The 16919-nt window shown below is 63.6% G+C and carries 15 protein-coding genes; 14 read left to right on the forward strand and 1 reads right to left on the reverse strand.

The window, feature by feature from the left end; all coding sequences use genetic code 11:
- Window positions 1-3 precede the first annotated feature (3 nt).
- The 5 genes from ACSS7Z_RS01450 to ACSS7Z_RS01470 are packed head-to-tail and all read left to right on the forward strand — an operon-like array spanning window position 4 to window position 5259.
- A complete protein-coding gene (locus tag ACSS7Z_RS01450) occupies window positions 4-960 on the forward strand; it encodes an ABC transporter permease (protein WP_438252650.1) in 957 nt (318 codons plus the stop codon).
- Window positions 957-1895 (forward strand): ABC transporter permease, encoded by a 939-nt coding sequence (locus ACSS7Z_RS01455; protein WP_438252652.1) that lies wholly within the window; start codon window positions 957-959, stop codon window positions 1893-1895. Before ACSS7Z_RS01450 ends, ACSS7Z_RS01455 begins: the two co-directional genes overlap by 4 nt.
- A 1-nt stretch (window position 1896) precedes the next feature.
- Entirely contained in the window at window positions 1897-2817 is a 921-nt protein-coding gene (locus ACSS7Z_RS01460; protein WP_438252653.1) for a DUF3089 domain-containing protein, read from the forward strand.
- A 10-nt stretch (window positions 2818-2827) separates the two neighbouring features.
- Entirely contained in the window at window positions 2828-3709 is an 882-nt protein-coding gene (locus ACSS7Z_RS01465; protein ID WP_438252654.1) for an alpha/beta fold hydrolase, read from the forward strand.
- Entirely contained in the window at window positions 3706-5259 is a 1554-nt protein-coding gene (locus ACSS7Z_RS01470) for an MDR family MFS transporter (protein WP_438252655.1), read from the forward strand. The genes ACSS7Z_RS01465 and ACSS7Z_RS01470 overlap by 4 nt, the downstream gene beginning before the upstream one ends.
- A 13-nt stretch (window positions 5260-5272) precedes the next feature.
- Here ACSS7Z_RS01470 and ACSS7Z_RS01475 read toward each other — a convergent pair whose 3' ends face one another.
- Window positions 5273-6643, reverse strand: coding sequence for an FAD-dependent oxidoreductase (locus ACSS7Z_RS01475; protein WP_438252656.1), 1371 nt, complete (start codon window positions 6641-6643; stop codon window positions 5273-5275).
- A gap of 184 nt (window positions 6644-6827) precedes the next feature.
- Between ACSS7Z_RS01475 and ACSS7Z_RS01480 the strand changes: the two genes are divergently transcribed.
- From ACSS7Z_RS01480 to ACSS7Z_RS01520, 9 genes are all read left to right on the forward strand, one after another.
- Window positions 6828-7661 carry an HpcH/HpaI aldolase/citrate lyase family protein gene (locus ACSS7Z_RS01480; protein ID WP_438252657.1) on the forward strand — a complete coding sequence of 278 codons (834 nt, stop codon included), beginning with the start codon at window positions 6828-6830 and terminating at the stop codon, window positions 7659-7661.
- Entirely contained in the window at window positions 7658-8845 is a 1188-nt protein-coding gene (locus ACSS7Z_RS01485) for a CaiB/BaiF CoA transferase family protein (RefSeq protein WP_438252658.1), read from the forward strand. Before ACSS7Z_RS01480 ends, ACSS7Z_RS01485 begins: the two co-directional genes overlap by 4 nt.
- Window positions 8842-9654, forward strand: coding sequence for a cyclase family protein (locus ACSS7Z_RS01490; protein ID WP_438252659.1), 813 nt, complete (start codon window positions 8842-8844; stop codon window positions 9652-9654). The genes ACSS7Z_RS01485 and ACSS7Z_RS01490 overlap by 4 nt, the downstream gene beginning before the upstream one ends.
- On the forward strand, window positions 9651-11081 hold the full coding sequence (locus ACSS7Z_RS01495; protein WP_438252660.1) for an MmgE/PrpD family protein: 1431 nt from the start codon (window positions 9651-9653) through the stop codon (window positions 11079-11081). Before ACSS7Z_RS01490 ends, ACSS7Z_RS01495 begins: the two co-directional genes overlap by 4 nt.
- Window positions 11082-11091: 10 nt before the next feature.
- Window positions 11092-12552 (forward strand): dihydroorotase, encoded by a 1461-nt coding sequence (locus tag ACSS7Z_RS01500; RefSeq protein WP_438252661.1) that lies wholly within the window; start codon window positions 11092-11094, stop codon window positions 12550-12552.
- A gap of 312 nt (window positions 12553-12864) precedes the next feature.
- Window positions 12865-13917: a class I SAM-dependent methyltransferase gene (locus ACSS7Z_RS01505; protein WP_438252662.1), complete on the forward strand. Its 1053-nt coding sequence runs from the start codon at window positions 12865-12867 to the stop codon at window positions 13915-13917.
- A gap of 56 nt (window positions 13918-13973) precedes the next feature.
- On the forward strand, window positions 13974-14294 hold the full coding sequence (locus ACSS7Z_RS01510) for a hypothetical protein (RefSeq protein WP_438252663.1): 321 nt from the start codon (window positions 13974-13976) through the stop codon (window positions 14292-14294).
- Complete coding sequence (locus ACSS7Z_RS01515) at window positions 14291-15340, forward strand: class I SAM-dependent methyltransferase (RefSeq protein ID WP_438252664.1); 1050 nt, start codon at window positions 14291-14293, stop codon at window positions 15338-15340. The genes ACSS7Z_RS01510 and ACSS7Z_RS01515 overlap by 4 nt, the downstream gene beginning before the upstream one ends.
- A gap of 31 nt (window positions 15341-15371) precedes the next feature.
- Complete coding sequence (locus ACSS7Z_RS01520; protein WP_438252665.1) at window positions 15372-16892, forward strand: ABC transporter substrate-binding protein; 1521 nt, start codon at window positions 15372-15374, stop codon at window positions 16890-16892.
- The last annotated feature ends 27 nt before the right edge of the window (window positions 16893-16919 follow it).

The raw sequence follows: 16919 nt of genomic DNA on the forward strand, positions 1-16919 counted from the left end.
CTCATGTCGGCCGTCTTGAAACGGGTATGGCCCGTGCTCGTTTTCATCCTCAAACGCCTCGCGCTACTGGCGATCGTGCTGTGGGGAGTGACGACGGTGCTCTTCTTCATCATGCGTCTCTCTGGAGATCCTGCCGAGCTCTTCGCTCCGCAGGAGGCAACCCCGGAGCAGATCGAAGCGCTCCGCGTCGATCTCGGTCTGGATGGACCCGTCTGGCAGCAGTACCTGAGCATGCTCGCCGGCGCCGCGCGGCTCGACTTCGGAGACTCGTTCGCATTTCGCCAGGATGCGTTCGGGCTGATTCTCGAGCGCATGGGACCGAGCCTCACGGTGATTCTCCCAACGCTGATTCTGATGGTCGTGCTCGGGTTCGTCACCGGCATCTACGCTGCTCTCAATCAAGGTCGAGCCCGTGGGCGGTCACTGATGACCGCGGTGTTCGTCCTAGATGCGATCCCCTACTTCATCATGGCGCTGCTCCTGGTCCTGGTGCTGTCCATCCAGTTCCAGCTGCTGCCCGCTTCAGGGAACGTCGACGGCCGCGGGCTCATCATCCCCGTGGTCGCCCTGGCCATCGGCGGATTCGCCACACTTGCCAGGCTGGTGCGGGGACAGATGATCGATGCGCTCGGTCAGACCAGTGTCCAGATGGCGCGTTCCAAGGGGATCTCTCCGGCGCAGGTTCTGTTCGGGCACGCACTCCCGATCGCGCTCCCACCGCTGATCTCGTTCATCGGAATGATGTTCTCATTCCTGCTGGGATCGCTCATCATCCTCGAGACGATGTTCAACCTGAGCGGTGTCGGTGCGCTCCTGGTTCGCGCCGTGCAGAGTCGAGATTTCGCGCTCGTGACGGCGGCCGTCTTCTTCATGGCGTTCCTGATCACCATCGTCAACATGCTCGCGGAGTTCATCGTCACGCTCATCGACCCGCGGCTCCGATCGAAGGCTCTCGCATGACTGACACCATGACCGCGCTCACTATCCCGGCGGAGCCACGCAAGCGCACGTCACGACGGAACGGGCCGCTCGCCTATGTCCGCAGCATCCTGCGCTCGAAATCAGGTCTCGCCGCGCTCATCTCGATCTTCGTACTCATCGTGCTCGCAGCGGGAGCAGGAATCATCTCGCCGTTTGATCCAGCACAGCAGAACGTTTCGCTCTCGTTCTCGCCGCCATCCTGGCTGGGCGGGGCTGAGGGGCACATCCTCGGTACCGATCAGCTCGGACGCGACACCTTCAGTCGAGTGATCCACGGGCTGCGTCTCAGCCTGCTCATCGGTATTGGTGCTGCGACCATCTCTGCGATCCTCGGACTTGCCCTGGGCATCCTTGCGGGCTACTTCGAGAACTCCGCCGGTATCGTCCTCATGCGTCTGGCCGACATCCAGTTTGCGATCCCGTTCGCTGCTGTCGCGCTCGCGCTGGCCGCCGTGATGGGACCGGGTGCGCTCGGACTCATCATTCTGCTGGGCCTGTGGGGGTGGACAGGGCATGCGCGCACGATTGCCAACACCGTTTCCCAGGTCAAACGTCTCGACTACGTCGTGGCAGCGCGAACCATGGGAGCATCGACCTTCTCGATCCTCGTGCGTCACGTCGCCCCGGCTGTACTGGGGCCGGTGATCATCCTCTGGTCGAACAGCTGTGGCATTCTCGTTCTCGCGGAGAGCGGGCTGAGCTTGCTCGGACTCGGCGTCCAGGCACCGGAGTTCTCCATTGGCACCATTCTGTCCGAGGCGCAGGTGAACCTGCGCCTGGCTCCCTGGGCAGTGATCGCACCAGGCCTGGTCCTGGTCGTGCTCATTCTTGGGTTCTCGACCCTCGGCGACGCGATGCGAGACAACCTTGGCGGTAAGAGCAAGACACCCGTGCGCAATCCGGAGCTGGTGTGAGATGACAACGGATCATTCGACAGGGGAGTTGCGGGCGCAGTTCGACGGACTCGCGGGGCCCGATTACGCCGCCGATTCGGCCTGGATCCGTCGCCGGCATCCGAGCGGTCGCCTCGGCGACCCAGCAGTGTTCTATGTGCACCCGACCACCGAACGGACGCTGGAGCGCTGGTTCGCGGACCCGCATGATGCCGAAGTGCGCTCCGGGGCGGCGGCTGTGGCCGAGTTGCACGGCCATGCGTTCCCGGGCAACACCTGGGCGCCCGCGTATCGCCAGGCGACAACGCGCGCCTTCCACCAGCATCGAACGGGTGGAGATGCCGCATACGATCTTGCCTTCGGTGATGTTCGTGCGGCCTTCCACGTCTTCCTGCACGAGCTCCCGGATGGCCCATTCGTCATCGCCGGTCACAGTCAAGGGGCGCGTCACACGATCGACCTGCTGGCGGAGATCGCCGAGGATGAGCGGCTCAGCGGGCGACTAGTCGCGGCCTATGCGATCGGTGCGGGCATCCGCCCAGGGAGAGAAGGAGTGCTTGACGTCTTCCCTCTTCCCCGGCGGGCGGACCAGTGCGGGGTGCTCATCGGATGGAACGCATCGCTTCGATCCGAGACTGCTCCCGCGCTCGAGCGTCGACAGGATCCACTGAGCGTCAACCCGATCACGTTCGTCGATTGGCAGGTGACAGCCAGCCCCGCCCCGCACCTTGGCGGTGCGACCGAGCCCTTCGACCGGATCCGCGTCAGTGTGGCCTCCGACCGAGGCCACGTCCTCGTCGACGAGGACACCGACCACGGGCTTGCCGATTTTGCCCTCCCCGGCGGGAGCCTGCATGCGGTGGAAGTTCAACTGTTCTCCCGAGACTTATGCGCCGATGTGCGCAGACGCACGAGTGCGTGGCGCCGTGCGAATCATCGCTGAAAGGACACCCGTGAGCGAGACGATCCAAGCGCCTGACAACTATGCAGAGGTGTACCAGCGTGGAGATGTCCCACACTGGCCGGGAGTGCGAGGGCGCCGTGTGCAGGTCGATGGCGGCGCCATCCACTACGTCGAGCTGGGGCGAGCTGAAGGAACACCCGTCATGCTCATGCACAAGCTCGGAGGGTGGGCCGCGGACTGGCGCCACGTGGCTGAGCTGATTGCGACCGACCATCGGGTGCTCGTTGTGGATGCACCAGGCCATGGGGGTTCGACGCTCGACAAAGAAGTGACCTGGGCGCATCCGATCACCGAGTCGAGTGCGATGATCGGCCAGTTCCTGGATGCGATCGAGATCGAGCGCATCCACGCCATGGGCAGTTCGTTGGGGGGTGTGATCAGCACGCAGCTCGCTTCCGAACAGCCAGATCGCATCGTGACGCTTTCTCTCGTCGGAGTTTCCCTCACCGCGCGACAAAGCCTGGAGCTGACGCTCGCCAACGACCGAGCCGTCCGAGACCTGTTCACGTCTGACTGGACACCGCTGCCTTTCCCGATAGCCAGCGGCTTATCGGAGCAGGAACATCGCCTCGCCGTCGAGCAGAACGCATCGCGAGTTCAGGCCGGACGCTGGGCGCGGGCTAGCGAACGCGGGTTCGGTCTCATCGGTATCGAGCAGCGGCTGCAGCACATCACAGCCCCGGTGTTCCTGCTCAACGGGGTCAACGCACGCTACCGGCGCTACGAAGAGACAGCGCGCAGTATGCTGCGAGATATCCACATCGAGACGCTCGATGTGGAGGGGATGTTCCCGCATCAGGAGGATCCCGAGGCCACGGCGGCGCGGTGGCGGGGATTCATCGCCGACGCGCGCGACCGCGGTGCGGCGTGACGCGCGCTAGCGACACGGAGAGAATCGACGCGCCACCGTCCGTCAGTCGCGCGCGCTTCTGGCTGATCTACTTCGCGCTCGCCGCAGGCATGTTCCTGTCGAGCCTGAACCACACCGTGCTGTCGGCCGCTATGCCGACCATTGTCGGTGAACTCGGCGGAGTGCAGTTTCAGGCGTGGATGACCACGGCCTTCCTGATAACTGCCACCATCACCATGCCGATCTACGGACGGTTGGCAGATTCCTACGGGCATCGCTGGTTGTACCTCAGCGCCGTCGCGGCATTCACGCTCGGATCCCTCGGTGCAGGGCTCTCCGTCGACTTCTGGTCACTCGTCGCCTGGCGCAGCGTGCAGGGCATCGGCGGTGGCGGGTTGATGGTTCTGTCGATGGCGATCATCGGCATGTTGGTCGAGCCGCGTGCGCGGGCGAAGTTCATGGCTCCGCTCAACGTCATCTTCGCGGTCTCCGCGGTGTTGGGGCCATTGATCGGTGGTCTCGTCGTCGATCAATTGAGCTGGCCGTGGGTGTTCCATATCAACGTGCCGGTGGGAGCGCTCTGCATCGCCGTCGGAGTTTTCGCGTTGCGGCTGCCATCACCCGTTCAACGAGTGCGCATGGATATCGCGGGGATGATCGCGTTGGTGTTCGTCACCGTCAGCGTCCTGCTCGCGATCGAGCAGGTCTCGGCATATGGGATGCTCCCTCCGAGCCCGCTTGCATCCGCCAGCATCATCGTTGCGGTGGTATCGACTATCGCGTTCGTGATGATCGAACGTCGAGCAGCGGCGCCGGTGATGCCACTGGGTCTCTTCAGAGATCGACAATTCTTCCTCTCCACAGCCGTGGGCTTCATTCTGGGATTCGTGTTGATCGCTGTGCTGTCGTTCATGCCGACCGTGCTGCAGATGGGTAAGGGGCAGTCCGCAGCCGTCGCTGGGCTGCTTATCACCCCGATGAACGGCGGCTGGATCGTCGTAAGCCTCATCGTCGGAGTGCTGGTCAGTCGAACCGGTCGTTACAAGGCATGGATGACGATCGGTTCGATACTCGCATCGATCGCGGTGATATCGCTCGGGCTGCTGCGACCGGACACGCCAATCTGGATGGTCAGTCTCGTCCTGCTCGTTCTCGGGATCGGGATGGGAATGTGCTTCAACCTGCTGATCGTCGTCGCACAGAACGCGGTGAGTCGTGACGTTCTGGGAACTGCAACTGGCGCGCATAATTACGTGCGCGAAGTCGGTGCGGCCGTCGGTGTAGCCGTGGTCGGGGCACTGTTCACGATGAGTCTGCACAGCCGATTGACCGAGGTATATCGCTCTTATGGGTATTCGACGCCCGATGCTCAGAGCCGGGCATCGGTGTTGTCCCCGGATGACCTCGCAGCGCATTCGGGCTCACTTCATGACGACCTCGCCGCGGCATATTTCGAAGCATTCACGCCCACGATGCTCTGGCTCATCCCGGTGCTCATCGCCGTAGTGGTGATGTGCGCGCTGCTGCGCGCCGATGCCTTTGATGCGGCGCCGTCAGAGCAACGGGCATGAGGGGATCCGCCCCTCACACCCGCCCAGCGACATGATCGGCAGCGATGAACGCGAGGCCGAGTGCAGGCAGCAGGCCATTGCCGGCCAAGTATCCGCTGGCTCCATGACCGGAGATGCCGGCGGCGGCGCCGCCGGATGCATACAACCCGGTGAGCGGTGTCCCGTCCGTGTGCACGACCTGGGCATGCTCGTCGATGCGGAGTCCGCCCTGGGTGTGGAAGAGCGCAGGTTTGACGAAGATTGCGGCCAAGCGCCCAGTCAGGGGGGTCTCCCAGCTGGTTCGGCCGAACTGATCGGACCCGGCGGCTGCGGCGAACGTGGCTACCTCGGCGACGGTGCGAGTGAATCCATCGGGATCGATGCCGGCGTCGACAGCAAGCTGCTGCGGGCTGTCGGCCCAGCGCACGCCACCTCCGGCGATGACATCCTGGAAGTCCTGGAACCCGCTGCACGCCTCGTAGATGCGCTCGTCGATGATGATCCAGGCACCTTCCGACGCGTGCGAGGAGGAGATCGCCGCATACTCGGAATAGCCGCTTGTCTCATCGCCGAAGCGGTGACCGGCGCGGTTGACGAGAAAACCGCCGTGCATGACGGTGGCCCAGGTCGCCAGCGATGCCGATGGCATCGCGAGCGCAGCGTGTCCCTGGTATGCGTCGAGGTAGTCACTGGCCGCGCCAAGGGCAGTGCCGATGCGCAGAGCATCCCCGCGAGAATGCTCGCTGCCGTGGTAGAGCGCTGCCGCGATCTCTGGCATGTGCTCGGTGACCATCCCGGCATCCGCGCCATACCCGTTCGTTGCGAGCAGTACCGCCTTGGTCGGAATCTCTTCACGGCCATCCGGCGTTTCGATGACGGCACCGGTTACGCGGCCGTCGGTCATCACCACATCAACGAGTCGCGCCGGTGTCATCACGTCGATCATCTCGTGCGCGCTCACCGCATTCACGAGGGTGTTGAGCATCGACGCGCCGGAGTGGCCGGGGATCGTGTGGCACCGCGGCACCGAGTGGCCGGGGTAGACGAAATCGGTGACCAGCGAGATATCCATGCCGACGCTGTCGGCGAGCCATTCGACGAGCTCCGCACTGATCGCGCTCAGCGCGGTGGTGGCCACCTCGTTGTAGTCGCCCCCGGTCTTGTTGGCCACATCGGAGCGAAACAGGTCAGGCGTGTCGGTGACGCCGGCATTCCGCTGGAACCGTGTGCCCATGGCCGGGATCATCGCTGTCGACATCGAGGTGTTGTTGCCTCGGCGGTAGCGCTCGTTCGATTCGACGACCAGCACGGACAGGCCCGCCTGCGCAGCTCGCAGCGCACCGGCCAGACCGCCACCGGCTCCCGCCACAATCAGATCCGGGCCCTCGAACACGTTCTCATCCATGCTTCTCCTGTTTGTTACGCCTACCGAAACAATACCGTCTTGTCTCGCCGAGCGAAAGAGGTGCGTCGTATCCGCGGAAAGTAGGAACTCCGTTGACTTACCGGCGCATTCGGCTCTAAGTTGGTAATCGGAACACGACCGAATAGTGTTTCGGTGATCGGAACACGAAAGATGGAGCACGTGGATGGTTGATCAGCGCACGACGCCGCCCCCCGTCCTCCTGTACGTGCCCGGCGACCGGCCCGATCGCTTCGTCAAGGCTGAAGCGGCAGCGCCCGGTGTCATCCTCGACCTCGAGGATGCCGTCGCCGACGAGAACAAGGCGGCCGCTCGAACGGCTGTCGCCGCGCACATCGCAGAATCCGCGAACCCGAAGAAGCTCTGGGTGCGTGTCGGGCGTGCGACAATCCGCAGCGACATCGATGCGTTGCGCGACTCCGCGGGCTACGGCGGAGTCATGCTCGCCGACGCTTTCCCCGACACGCTCGCTCTGCTGCATGAGCAGCTGCCCGGCATCCCTGTCCTCGCACTTGTCGAATCAGCATCCGCTCTCGACTTGCTCGCCGAGATGGCCCGAGTGCCGAACATGCTCACCTTCGGTGTCGGCGAAGTCGATCTGCTCGCCGATCTGGGGCTGCGCCGCACACCCGGCACGGCGCACATCGTCGACATGGTGCGCTTCCGTATCGTCCAGGCCGCCGCGGCCGCGGGGCTCGCCGCCCCCGTAGCGCCGACGTCGCTCGACGTGCGCGACACCACGAGCCTGGCCGACTCGACGCGCCATCTCCGCGACCTCGGATTCCGCAGCCGCACCGCCATTCACCCCGCCCAGTGCGCGGTCGTGGCCGGCGTCTTCCGCCCCAGCCCCGACGAGGTGGAGAAGGCCCGCAAACTGATGGCTGCGTTCGAGCGGGCGAACGGCGCGGTCGCTGTCGACGACGACGGCCGGTTCATCGATGCCGCGGTCCTGCGTGAAGCCCGCGCCACACTCGCCCATGATCTAGGAGTCACCTCATGATGCCCCTCGACGGAATCCGCGTCATCGACGCATCCTCGATTCTCGCCGGGCCGCTCGCCTGCCAGATCCTTGGCGATCACGGCGCCGATGTCATCAAGATCGAGCATCCGATCAAGGGTGACAGCATGCGCGGACACGGCCCGTCGAAGGATGGCGTGCCGATCTGGTGGAAAGAGGTCTCGCGCAACAAGCGGCACCTGGCACTGAACCTCGGCAAGCCCGAGGGCGCCGAAGTTCTCAAGCGCATGGTCGCCGAAGCTGATGTGCTGGTCGAGAACTTTCGGCCCGGCACATTCGAGAAGTGGGGGATCGGCCCCGAAATCCTGCACGCCATAAACCCCGGCCTCATCATCACCCGACTGACCGGTTTCGGCCAGCACGGTCCCTACTCGCAGCGCGCAGGATTCGGGACGCTCGTCGAAGCCATGAGCGGGTTCGCGCACCTCACCGGGCCCGCGGATGCTCCGCCCACACTTCCCGCGTTCGGTCTGGCCGACACGATCGCGGGCATCTCAGCATCCTCCGCGATTCTGCTCGCGCTGCGTCACCGCGACACGACCAGTGAAGGCCAGATCGTCGACGTCGATCTGCTCTCTCCGATGCTGACCGCCGCGGGTCCCGGCCCAACGGCTTATGACCTGCTCGGCACCGTTGGCGCACGCAACGGCAACCGCTCGACCAACAATGCTCCCCGCAACACCTACTTGACGAAGGACGGCCGCTGGGTCGCGATCTCGACGAGTGCGCAGTCGATCGCCGAGCGCGTGCTGACGCTCGTCGGACATCCTGAGGTCATCGACGAGCCCTGGTTCGCCAGCGGATCCGGGCGTGTGGAGCATGTCGATCTGCTCGACGGGTACGTGGGCGACTGGATCGGCGCACGCACCCGAGCCGACGTCATGCAGGCATTCACCGAAGCGGGTGCCGCGGTCGCACCCGTCTACGACGCCCGCGACGTCGTCGAAGACGAGCACGTGCGCGGCGCTGGGATACTCACCGAGGTCGAGGACAAAGACTTCGGCACCATGCTCCAGCACAACCTCATGTGGCGACTGGAGAAGTCGCCCGGCGCGATCCGATTCACCGGGCGGGCCCTGGGGGCAGATACTGACGCGATTCTGGCTGAGCTCGGATACTCCGAGCCGGAGATCGCATCTCTGAGAGAAAGTGAACTGATCAAGTGACCGACGCTCTGCTTGAGGCGATCTCGAACCCGCTCCGGGTCTTCGACCTCGCCCGCCAACTCCGCGTGGGAATGCCCCAGTCGCACAACCACCCCCAGTTCTGGCACACGCTCCCGCGGCGCCACGGCGACATGGTGCGCCCCGATGGCGGCAGCGCCGCGAATGACATGATCACGATGGGAACGCACGTCGGCACGCATATCGATGCGCTCGCCCACGTCAGCCAAGACGGCGTGCTGCATGGTGGTGCGGATGCCGGTGACTCCTGCCTCGGTGGCAAGTATGTCGAGCACGGTGTGCACACCATTGCTCCGATGATCCGTCGCGGCGTGCTGCTGGACATTCCGGCGTTCCTGGGCGAAGACGACCTGCCCGGTGGGTTCGAGATCACCCCCGAACACCTGGCGCAGTGCGCCGAGAAGCAGGGCACTCCCGTCCGCGAGGACGACGTCGTGCTCATCCGCAGCGGCTGGGGCAAGAAGTTCGCCGAGGGCGCCGCCTACATGGGACACAGCACCGGCGTCCCAGGCGTCGGTGAGGCAGGGGCCCAGTGGCTCGCCTCGCACAGCATCCACGCCACCGGCGCTGACACCATCGCCTACGAGGTGCAGCATCCGGGAGCGCCCCACGCGACACTTCCAGCTCACCGCGTCCTGCTCGTGGAAAGCGGTGTCTACATCATCGAGGCCATGGACCTCGAGGAGATCGCCGCGGCCGGGGTGCACGAGTTCACCCTGGTGCTCGTTCCGCTGAATATCTACGGTGCTACCGGTTCGCCGGTTCGCCCGTTGGCGGTGGTGAGCGCATGACTGAGCAGAAGCCAATCGCGCTGATCATCGCCGACTGGGCTGACGCACTTCGGTTCGAAGACCTTCCCCAGGACGTCGTTGAGAGCATCAAGTCGCGGGTTCTCGACACACTGGGCATTGCTGTCGCGGCATCCGCCCTCGACACCAGCCACGCCGTGCAGCAGTTCGCCCGGGACAACGGTGGAACGCCGCAGGCTACCGCGATCGGTGTCGAGCAGAGGGTCCCGGCATCCCGAGCGGCCTTCGTCAACGGCGTACTCGCCCACTCGCTCGACTATGACGACACGCACCTGCCGAGTGTTCTGCATCCGAGCGCCAGCGTGGTCCCCGCCGTTCTCGCCTACGCCGAGGCGAAGGGTATTAGCGGGCAGGAAGTAATCCGCGCGATCGCCATCGGGCTCGAGGTCTGCATCCGACTCGGCATGGCCGGCTACGACCGAGAGACGCAGAACTCGACATACTTCGAGCACGGGCAGCACGCCACCTCGATCTGCGGCGCGATGGGAGCAGCCGCGGCCGTCGGTGCGCTCGCCGGTGACGCAGCGACCATCGCGAACGCGCTCGGGGTCGTAGCATCCATGGCATCGGGAATCATCGAGTGCAACCGCACGGGCGGCACCGTCAAACGCATCCACTGCGGGTGGGCTGCGCAGTCCGCCGTCTCGGCTGTCGAACTCGTCGAACTCGGCCTCACCGGACCTCCGACGGTCATCGAAGGGCGCTTCGGGTTCCTTCAGGCGTGGCTGCACGGCACCTTCGACACCAGCGAGATCACTCGCGGACTCGGCACCGATTGGGTCATTCCGGACATCTTCTTCAAGCCATACCCGGCGAATCACTTCACACACGCCGCCGTGGATGCAGCCGCGTCCATGCGCCGTGCCGGAATCGTCGCGGATGACGTCGCCGAGTTCATCCTCGGTGTCCCTGCCGCCAACATCCGCACCATCGGCGAACCGATCGAAGTCAAGCGGCGTCCCGAGACCGCGTATATGGCGCAGTTCTCCGGGCCGTACGCCGTAGCCGCCGGATTGCTCGGCGGTGGAGGGCTCGAAGTCGGTCTCGATGATTACACCGACGAGCTCGCGAATGACCCGGTGCGCCGTGCCATCATGGCGAAGGTGTCTGTGGTCGTCGACGAACGCTGCAGTGAGATCTTCCCGATGCAGTTCCCCGCTGTGTTGACTGCACGGCTGCATGACGGTCGAGAGATCGTGGAAGAAGTGCTCGTCAACAGGGGCGGGAACCGTAACCCGCTCTCCTTCGATGAGCTGACCACCAAGTTTCGCGACAACGCATCTCGCGTGCTGGACGAGAGAGCAGTCGCCGACCTGGAACAGGGATGCCGTTCGCTCGACATCCTGACCGAAATCCGTCCCATCTTCGAACCGCTCGGCGAAGTCGCCGCGGTTCCCGTAGCCCAGTGAAAGGTGCCCCATGTCTCACTACGATCTGTTGATCACCAACGTCAAGGTGGTGCGCGCCGGTAAGGCCGCACCCGAACAGCTCGATGTCGCTATCAGCGGCGGAAAGTTCGCTGAGATCGCTCCGTCGATCGACCGCGGACTCGCCGACAAGGTCATCGATGCAGGCGGCAAACATCTGTTCCCGGGCGTTGTAGATGGCCACCAGCACTGGGGAATCTACAACCCGCTGGGTGAAGACGCCGAGATCGAGTCGAGGGCGAACGCTCAGGGCGGTGTCACCACCGGCATCACGTATATGCGCACCGGTGCCTACTACATGAACAAGTCCGGTTCGTACGAGGACTTCTACCCCGAGGTGCTCTCCGCAGTCGAGAACCGCTCTTACAGCGACTACGCATTCCACGTCGCGCCGATCCTCAGCGATCACATCGATGAGATCCCGTACCTGATCGAGCAGGGGGTGCCCTCGTTCAAGGTGTTCATGTTCTACGGCTCGCACGGCCTGCATGGGGGCGCGACCGACCAGGGTAAGTTCCTCATGCTGCCCGAAGGCGAGAGCTACGACTACGCGCACTTCGAGTTCGTGATGCGCGGCATCCAGAAAGCGCGACTCGACCCGAAGTACGCCGATATCGCTGACCAGATTTCGCTTTCGATGCACTGCGAGACGGCCGAGATCATGCGTGCCTACACGAAGCTCGTGCAGGAGGACGGGTCGCTCACCGGGCTGGAGGCGTACAGCGCTTCGCGTCCTCCGCACTCCGAGGGGCTCGCGATCACGATCGCGGCGTACCTGGCCTACGAGACCGAGATGCCGAACATCAACCTGCTGCACCTGACCTCGAAGAAGGCGATCGAGGCGGCGATGCTGATGCAGAAGACCTTCCCGCACATCAACTTCCGTCGGGAGGTCACCGTCGGGCACCTTCTGGCCGATTTCACGTCGCCGATCGGCGGCAAGGTCAACCCGCCGCTGCGGTCGCGTGACGACGTCGAGGCCCTGTGGGAGCACGTACTCGATGGCAACTTCGACTGGGTCGTATCCGACCACGCCTGCTGCAAGGAAGAAGCGAAGTTCGGGGACCCGAAGGATGACGTCTTCCTCGCGAAGTCCGGTTTCGGCGGCGCCGAGTATCTGCTTCCGGGCATGATCTCGGAGGGGCGCAAGCGTGGCCTCAGCTACAACCGCATCGCCGAGTTGGTCGCTCGCAACCCTGCCGATCGCTACGGCGTCGCAGCCAAGGGTGATGTCGTTGTCGGTTACGACGCCGACTTCGCACTCGTCGACGACGACGTCTCGTATGTCGTGCGCGCAGAAGACTCGATGTCCGCTCAGGAGTACACGCCGTTCGAGGGCCACGAGCTGACTGCGCGTGTCACGAACACCTACCTGCGCGGTCAGGAGATCTTCGCCGACGGCGAGGTCATCGGCTCTCCCGCGGGGCAGTACGTGAACCGCTCGGGGCGCTGAGTCGGATCACGAAGAACTGAGGGGTGCTGGCGAAATGCCAGCTCTGTTCGAGTAAAGGCTCGCCAGTATCTGCTGGCGAGCCTTTGACGTTATTTGTTCCAGAATTCGGAACATATATTTCGAGGTGGTAACGAAAAGGTTCCCCTCGGTTCGCCTGAGGTCTCTAATGCGGTGGGTATGCCCTGGTGTCTATTGACTTCTGCCGCCACAGCGGCCTAGGCTCGACCCATCGAGACTGTTTCGCTAGGCGAAACATAATTTCGGGTATGACCGTGATCAAGCGTCAAAGTTGACGTCGAACAGGAGGCTGTAATGGAAGTGCAACTGAGCCAACGGACCCGAGCGTCGCTCGAGTACCTCGGCAGCACACAAGGCTTCGCCGGCGGAACCCTGCAGGTCATCGCTGGTCAGGAATACGCCGAGAACGCAGTTGACCAGCCGACCGAGCTCGAAGACCGCTGGAAGTCGGTCTCCGAGACTCTGGCGGATAGCGCCGCCTGGAGCTTCGACCGACTGCTTACCCGATGGGTCGCGGAGGAAACCTACGTGCACGTCCTGCCGGGGATCGAGGAGATCCGTGACGATGTCGAGGACTTCATGAACGTCTCCGACGACGCTCCAGGATCTCTCACGCTGGACCCGAGCGTCGATGCGCCACAGTACTGGAAGGACGGTTTTCACCTCACACCGGGCGGCTGGGATGGTCACGATCTCATGGGTGCTGCGGTCGACGAACTCCAGTATGCGTACATCCTCACCCCCGGTGGTGTCGGCGCGGTGCGCACGGGTAAGAACCTGCACGATCAGCGCACACTCACAGCGATGGAGGCGAACCGCGACAGCTACAGTCATATCGTCGAGATGGGCTCCGGCACCGGCCGCTACACGAGGCCGCTGCGTCGCACCTATCCCGATGCGAAGCTGACAGCCATCGAGCTCTCGACCAGTTCGCTTCGCTACGCGCGTGCTCTCGCCGCCGAACTCGGCTACGACATCGATTGGGTGCAGGCGGCTGCTGAGAACACCGGTCTGCCGGACGCGTCTGCTGACCTGGTCACGTACTACACGCTGATCCACGAGGTGCCGATGGACGCGAACCTCCAGATCATGAAGGAGTCGTTCCGCATACTCGAGCCGGGCGGCGAGATCCTCATCGGCGAAGTCGGCCCGTACGCGGAGCAGAGCGCGTTTCGAACGGTTGTGCTGGATTGGGAGACCGAGAACCGAGGCGAGCCGTTCTGGCGCGCAGCCCTGCTGGCAGACCTTCCAGCACTGCTGGAATCGGTCGGGTTCACCGATATTCAGAGCTATGGCCTCGACGGCGGCACCTTCCCATGGGTCACCAAGGCCGTAAAGCCGCTTTGACCGGTAGCTCTTACACAGTTCGCAGAAGAGATCACACGAAAGATAGGAAGGCAAAGATGTCTGGTGGAGATGTTGAGATTCGCCCCACTTACCTCGGCGATGCGCGGATCGATGATGTTGCGCGCATGGTCTTCGAGCTCGCCTCTGAGCTCTGGGTGCTGAAGGACCGCACGCTGGTTCTCGAGGATGTGCTCGAGAAGAACGGCATCGTGGCCCCCGAAGCCCTGGACGCCGTCATCCCGGATGCGGCGCTCGAGCAGCGCCTGTTTGCAGAGCGCGAAGGCTTCACGCGTCGCGTGTATGGATCGGTTCTAGATGCCGACACCCGCGTCGAGCAGGCGCTATCGGCGGCGCTTGCGGGAAAGGCGCAGGCATGAAAGTTGAAGTGAGCCAGCGTCCTCGCGCGTCAATGCAGTTCATCGGAAGCGCCCAGCGTTTCGCGGGTGGCACGCTGCAGAAACGGGCTTCTGAGGAGTACTACGCCAACGTTGAGAACCCACCGCAGTCGATCGATGAACGCCGCGACTCGGTGGCGACCGCGCTCGCGGATTCGGCGGCCTGGAAGTTCGACCGCTTCGTGACACGCTGGGTCGCCGAAGAGATCTACGTCCGTGCTCTGCCTGCCATCGAAGAGGTGCGCAGCGATGTTGAGGAATTTCTCGCAGCTGCGGAGGGCAAGGGCTCGATCGAGCTGAATGAGGGTATTAAGGCGCCGGCTTACTGGGAGTCCGGTTTCCACCTCGCACCTGGGGGGTGGGACGGTCACGATCTCATGGGCGCTGCGCTGGATCAGATGGCTTTCACCTATGTCTTCTCGACCGGTGGCGTCGGGGCGGTGAAGACGGGATCCAACATGCTTGATCAGCGCGCGATGGTTGCGCAGGCCGCTCCGAAGGATACCTACGAGCACATCGTCGATCTCGGTGCCGGCACCGGTCGCTTCACAGAAGCGGTGCGCAAAACCTACCCCGAAGCCCGCATCACGGCCATCGAGCTCAGCGAGTCGTCGGTACGGTACGGCCACGCGGCGAGTGTCGAAAAAGGGCTGGACATCAACTGGGTGCGCGCGGCCGCGGAGACGACCACGCTTGAGGCTGACTCGGTCGACCTAGTAGCGGCCTACACGCTGCTGCACGAGGTGCCGCCGGCCGAGAACCAAAAGATCTTCAACGAAGCCTTCCGTATCCTCAAGCCCGGCGGCGACCTCGTGATCGGTGAGATCGCGCCCTACGACAAGCAGGAGCCTTTCCACGCCGTTGTACTCGATTGGGAGACCGAGAACCGTGGCGAGCCGCACTGGCGCGACGTTCTCACCATGGATGCTCCCGGCATGCTGCGTGACGCTGGCTTCACCGACATCGAGGCCTTCGGCGTCGGTGGCGGCATCTACCCCTGGGTCACCCGCGCGCGCAAGCCGCTCTGATCACACACACACTTCTTCAGAAAGAAGAATCATGGCTAAAATCCCTGCGCCTCGGCGCACTGTTATCGGCTCCGCTGCCGTCCTCGCTGTCACAGGGCTGCTTATCACCGGCTGCTCGACGGGGTCCGCCGAAAGCACGGAACCCTCTGCGCCCGTGGACAAGATCACGATCGGCACGAGCGTCCTCGTCACGGAACTCAATCCGCTGGAATCGCAGTACGGCACGCCGCAGATGAACTCATATGACACTCTTGTCCGTCAGAACGGCGACGAGTTCATCCCGCGACTGGCCACTGAATGGGAGAACTCCGATGAGTTGACCTGGGTGTTCACCCTGCGTGAAGGTGTGACATTCCATGATGGCTCTGCCTTCACTGCGGAGGACGTCGCGTTCTCGATTCAGGAGACGATCGACCAGAAGTACCCGAACGAGGCGTTGTTCACCAACTTCACTGTGACCGCGACCGACGACCTGACTCTCACTATCACCACGACAACGCCCGACCCGCTCGTGCTGACCAAGCTGAGTCAACTTTATGTGGTGCCCTCCGATCTATGGGCGCAGATCGGTCCAGCCGGCTTCGCTGCGGCATCGGTCGGAACAGGGCCTTACGAGGTCACCAGCTATGTTCCCGACGGCGCGACCACTTTTGAGGCGTATGACGACTTCTGGGGTGAGGCGCCTAAGACCGACACCATCGTCTACACAGGCTTCGCCGACCAGACCGCGATGGCGTCGGCTCTCGAGGCCGGTGAGATTGATGCCGCGCACGTGCTGGCGAATTCGGCTGTGCAGACGCTTGCGACGAACTCGAACATCGAGGTCGTCGCAGAGTTTGGAGGTGACCTGACCTACCTTCAGATGAACACACTGAAGGCACCGTTCGACAACCCCGAACTGCGTCGTGCCGCTAACCTCGCCGTGGATCAAAACGCTCTCATCGAGGCGATGACTCTTGGCGCGGGCGTGAAGGAGGACGGCCAGCTCACCGTCGAGGGCATCTTCGGCTACAGCGACGAGGTCACCGCACCGGAGTACGACCCGGAGAAGGCACGCGAGATCCTCGAAAAGAATGATGCGGTCGGTGCTCCGGTGAAGATCACCGGAATGTCGATCTACAAGCAACTGTATGAAGCGGTCGGCGCGCAGCTCGAAGCGGCAGGCTTCTCCGTGACGGTCGACGCCGTCGAGATCCCGCAGTGGCTCGAGATGTTCCGCAGCGGCACCGACGGCGACATCTTCTTCCGTGGGATGTCGTACGTCGGCACCCAGGATGCGGATCGTCCCCTCTCGTTCATCAGCAGCGGACCTGCGCCCATGGTCGTAGACACGAAGTGGGACGAGCTGTATGCGGTCACCCGCACCGAGATGGACCGGGCTGAGCGTGAGAAGGCGATCATCGCAGCCAACGAGTACATCAACGAGCAGGACTTCATCCTCTGGACCTACGGCCGGCCGGCCGTCGGCGCGACGACGAAAGCCGTGAGCGGGATCGATTTCAGCACCGGACTCGGGCTCTACCTGGAGAACGCAACCAAATCGCAGGGCTAATTGCCACTGCATGGGATGGAGCAGATG

Origin of the sequence: Microbacterium wangyouchuni, assembly GCF_051546305.1 — a bacterium.
Classification (GTDB): domain Bacteria; phylum Actinomycetota; class Actinomycetes; order Actinomycetales; family Microbacteriaceae; genus Microbacterium.

What these genes read in the sequence shown, in the direction of transcription:
- ACSS7Z_RS01505 (WP_438252662.1), top strand. Translation starts at nt 12,865, where the DNA reads ATGGAAGTGCAACTGAGCCAACGGACCCGAGCGTCGCTCGAGTACCTC.
- ACSS7Z_RS01515 (WP_438252664.1), top strand. Translation starts at nt 14,291, where the DNA reads ATGAAAGTTGAAGTGAGCCAGCGTCCTCGCGCGTCAATGCAGTTCATC.
- ACSS7Z_RS01460 (WP_438252653.1), top strand. Translation starts at nt 1,897, where the DNA reads ATGACAACGGATCATTCGACAGGGGAGTTGCGGGCGCAGTTCGACGGA.
- ACSS7Z_RS01450 (WP_438252650.1), top strand. Translation starts at nt 4, where the DNA reads ATGTCGGCCGTCTTGAAACGGGTATGGCCCGTGCTCGTTTTCATCCTC.
- ACSS7Z_RS01485 (WP_438252658.1), top strand. Translation starts at nt 7,658, where the DNA reads ATGATGCCCCTCGACGGAATCCGCGTCATCGACGCATCCTCGATTCTC.
- ACSS7Z_RS01480 (WP_438252657.1), top strand. Translation starts at nt 6,828, where the DNA reads ATGGTTGATCAGCGCACGACGCCGCCCCCCGTCCTCCTGTACGTGCCC.
- ACSS7Z_RS01500 (WP_438252661.1), top strand. Translation starts at nt 11,092, where the DNA reads ATGTCTCACTACGATCTGTTGATCACCAACGTCAAGGTGGTGCGCGCC.
- ACSS7Z_RS01475 (WP_438252656.1), bottom strand. Translation starts at nt 6,643, where the DNA reads ATGGATGAGAACGTGTTCGAGGGCCCGGATCTGATTGTGGCGGGAGCC.
- ACSS7Z_RS01520 (WP_438252665.1), top strand. Translation starts at nt 15,372, where the DNA reads ATGGCTAAAATCCCTGCGCCTCGGCGCACTGTTATCGGCTCCGCTGCC.
- ACSS7Z_RS01455 (WP_438252652.1), top strand. Translation starts at nt 957, where the DNA reads ATGACTGACACCATGACCGCGCTCACTATCCCGGCGGAGCCACGCAAG.
- ACSS7Z_RS01495 (WP_438252660.1), top strand. Translation starts at nt 9,651, where the DNA reads ATGACTGAGCAGAAGCCAATCGCGCTGATCATCGCCGACTGGGCTGAC.
- ACSS7Z_RS01510 (WP_438252663.1), top strand. Translation starts at nt 13,974, where the DNA reads ATGTCTGGTGGAGATGTTGAGATTCGCCCCACTTACCTCGGCGATGCG.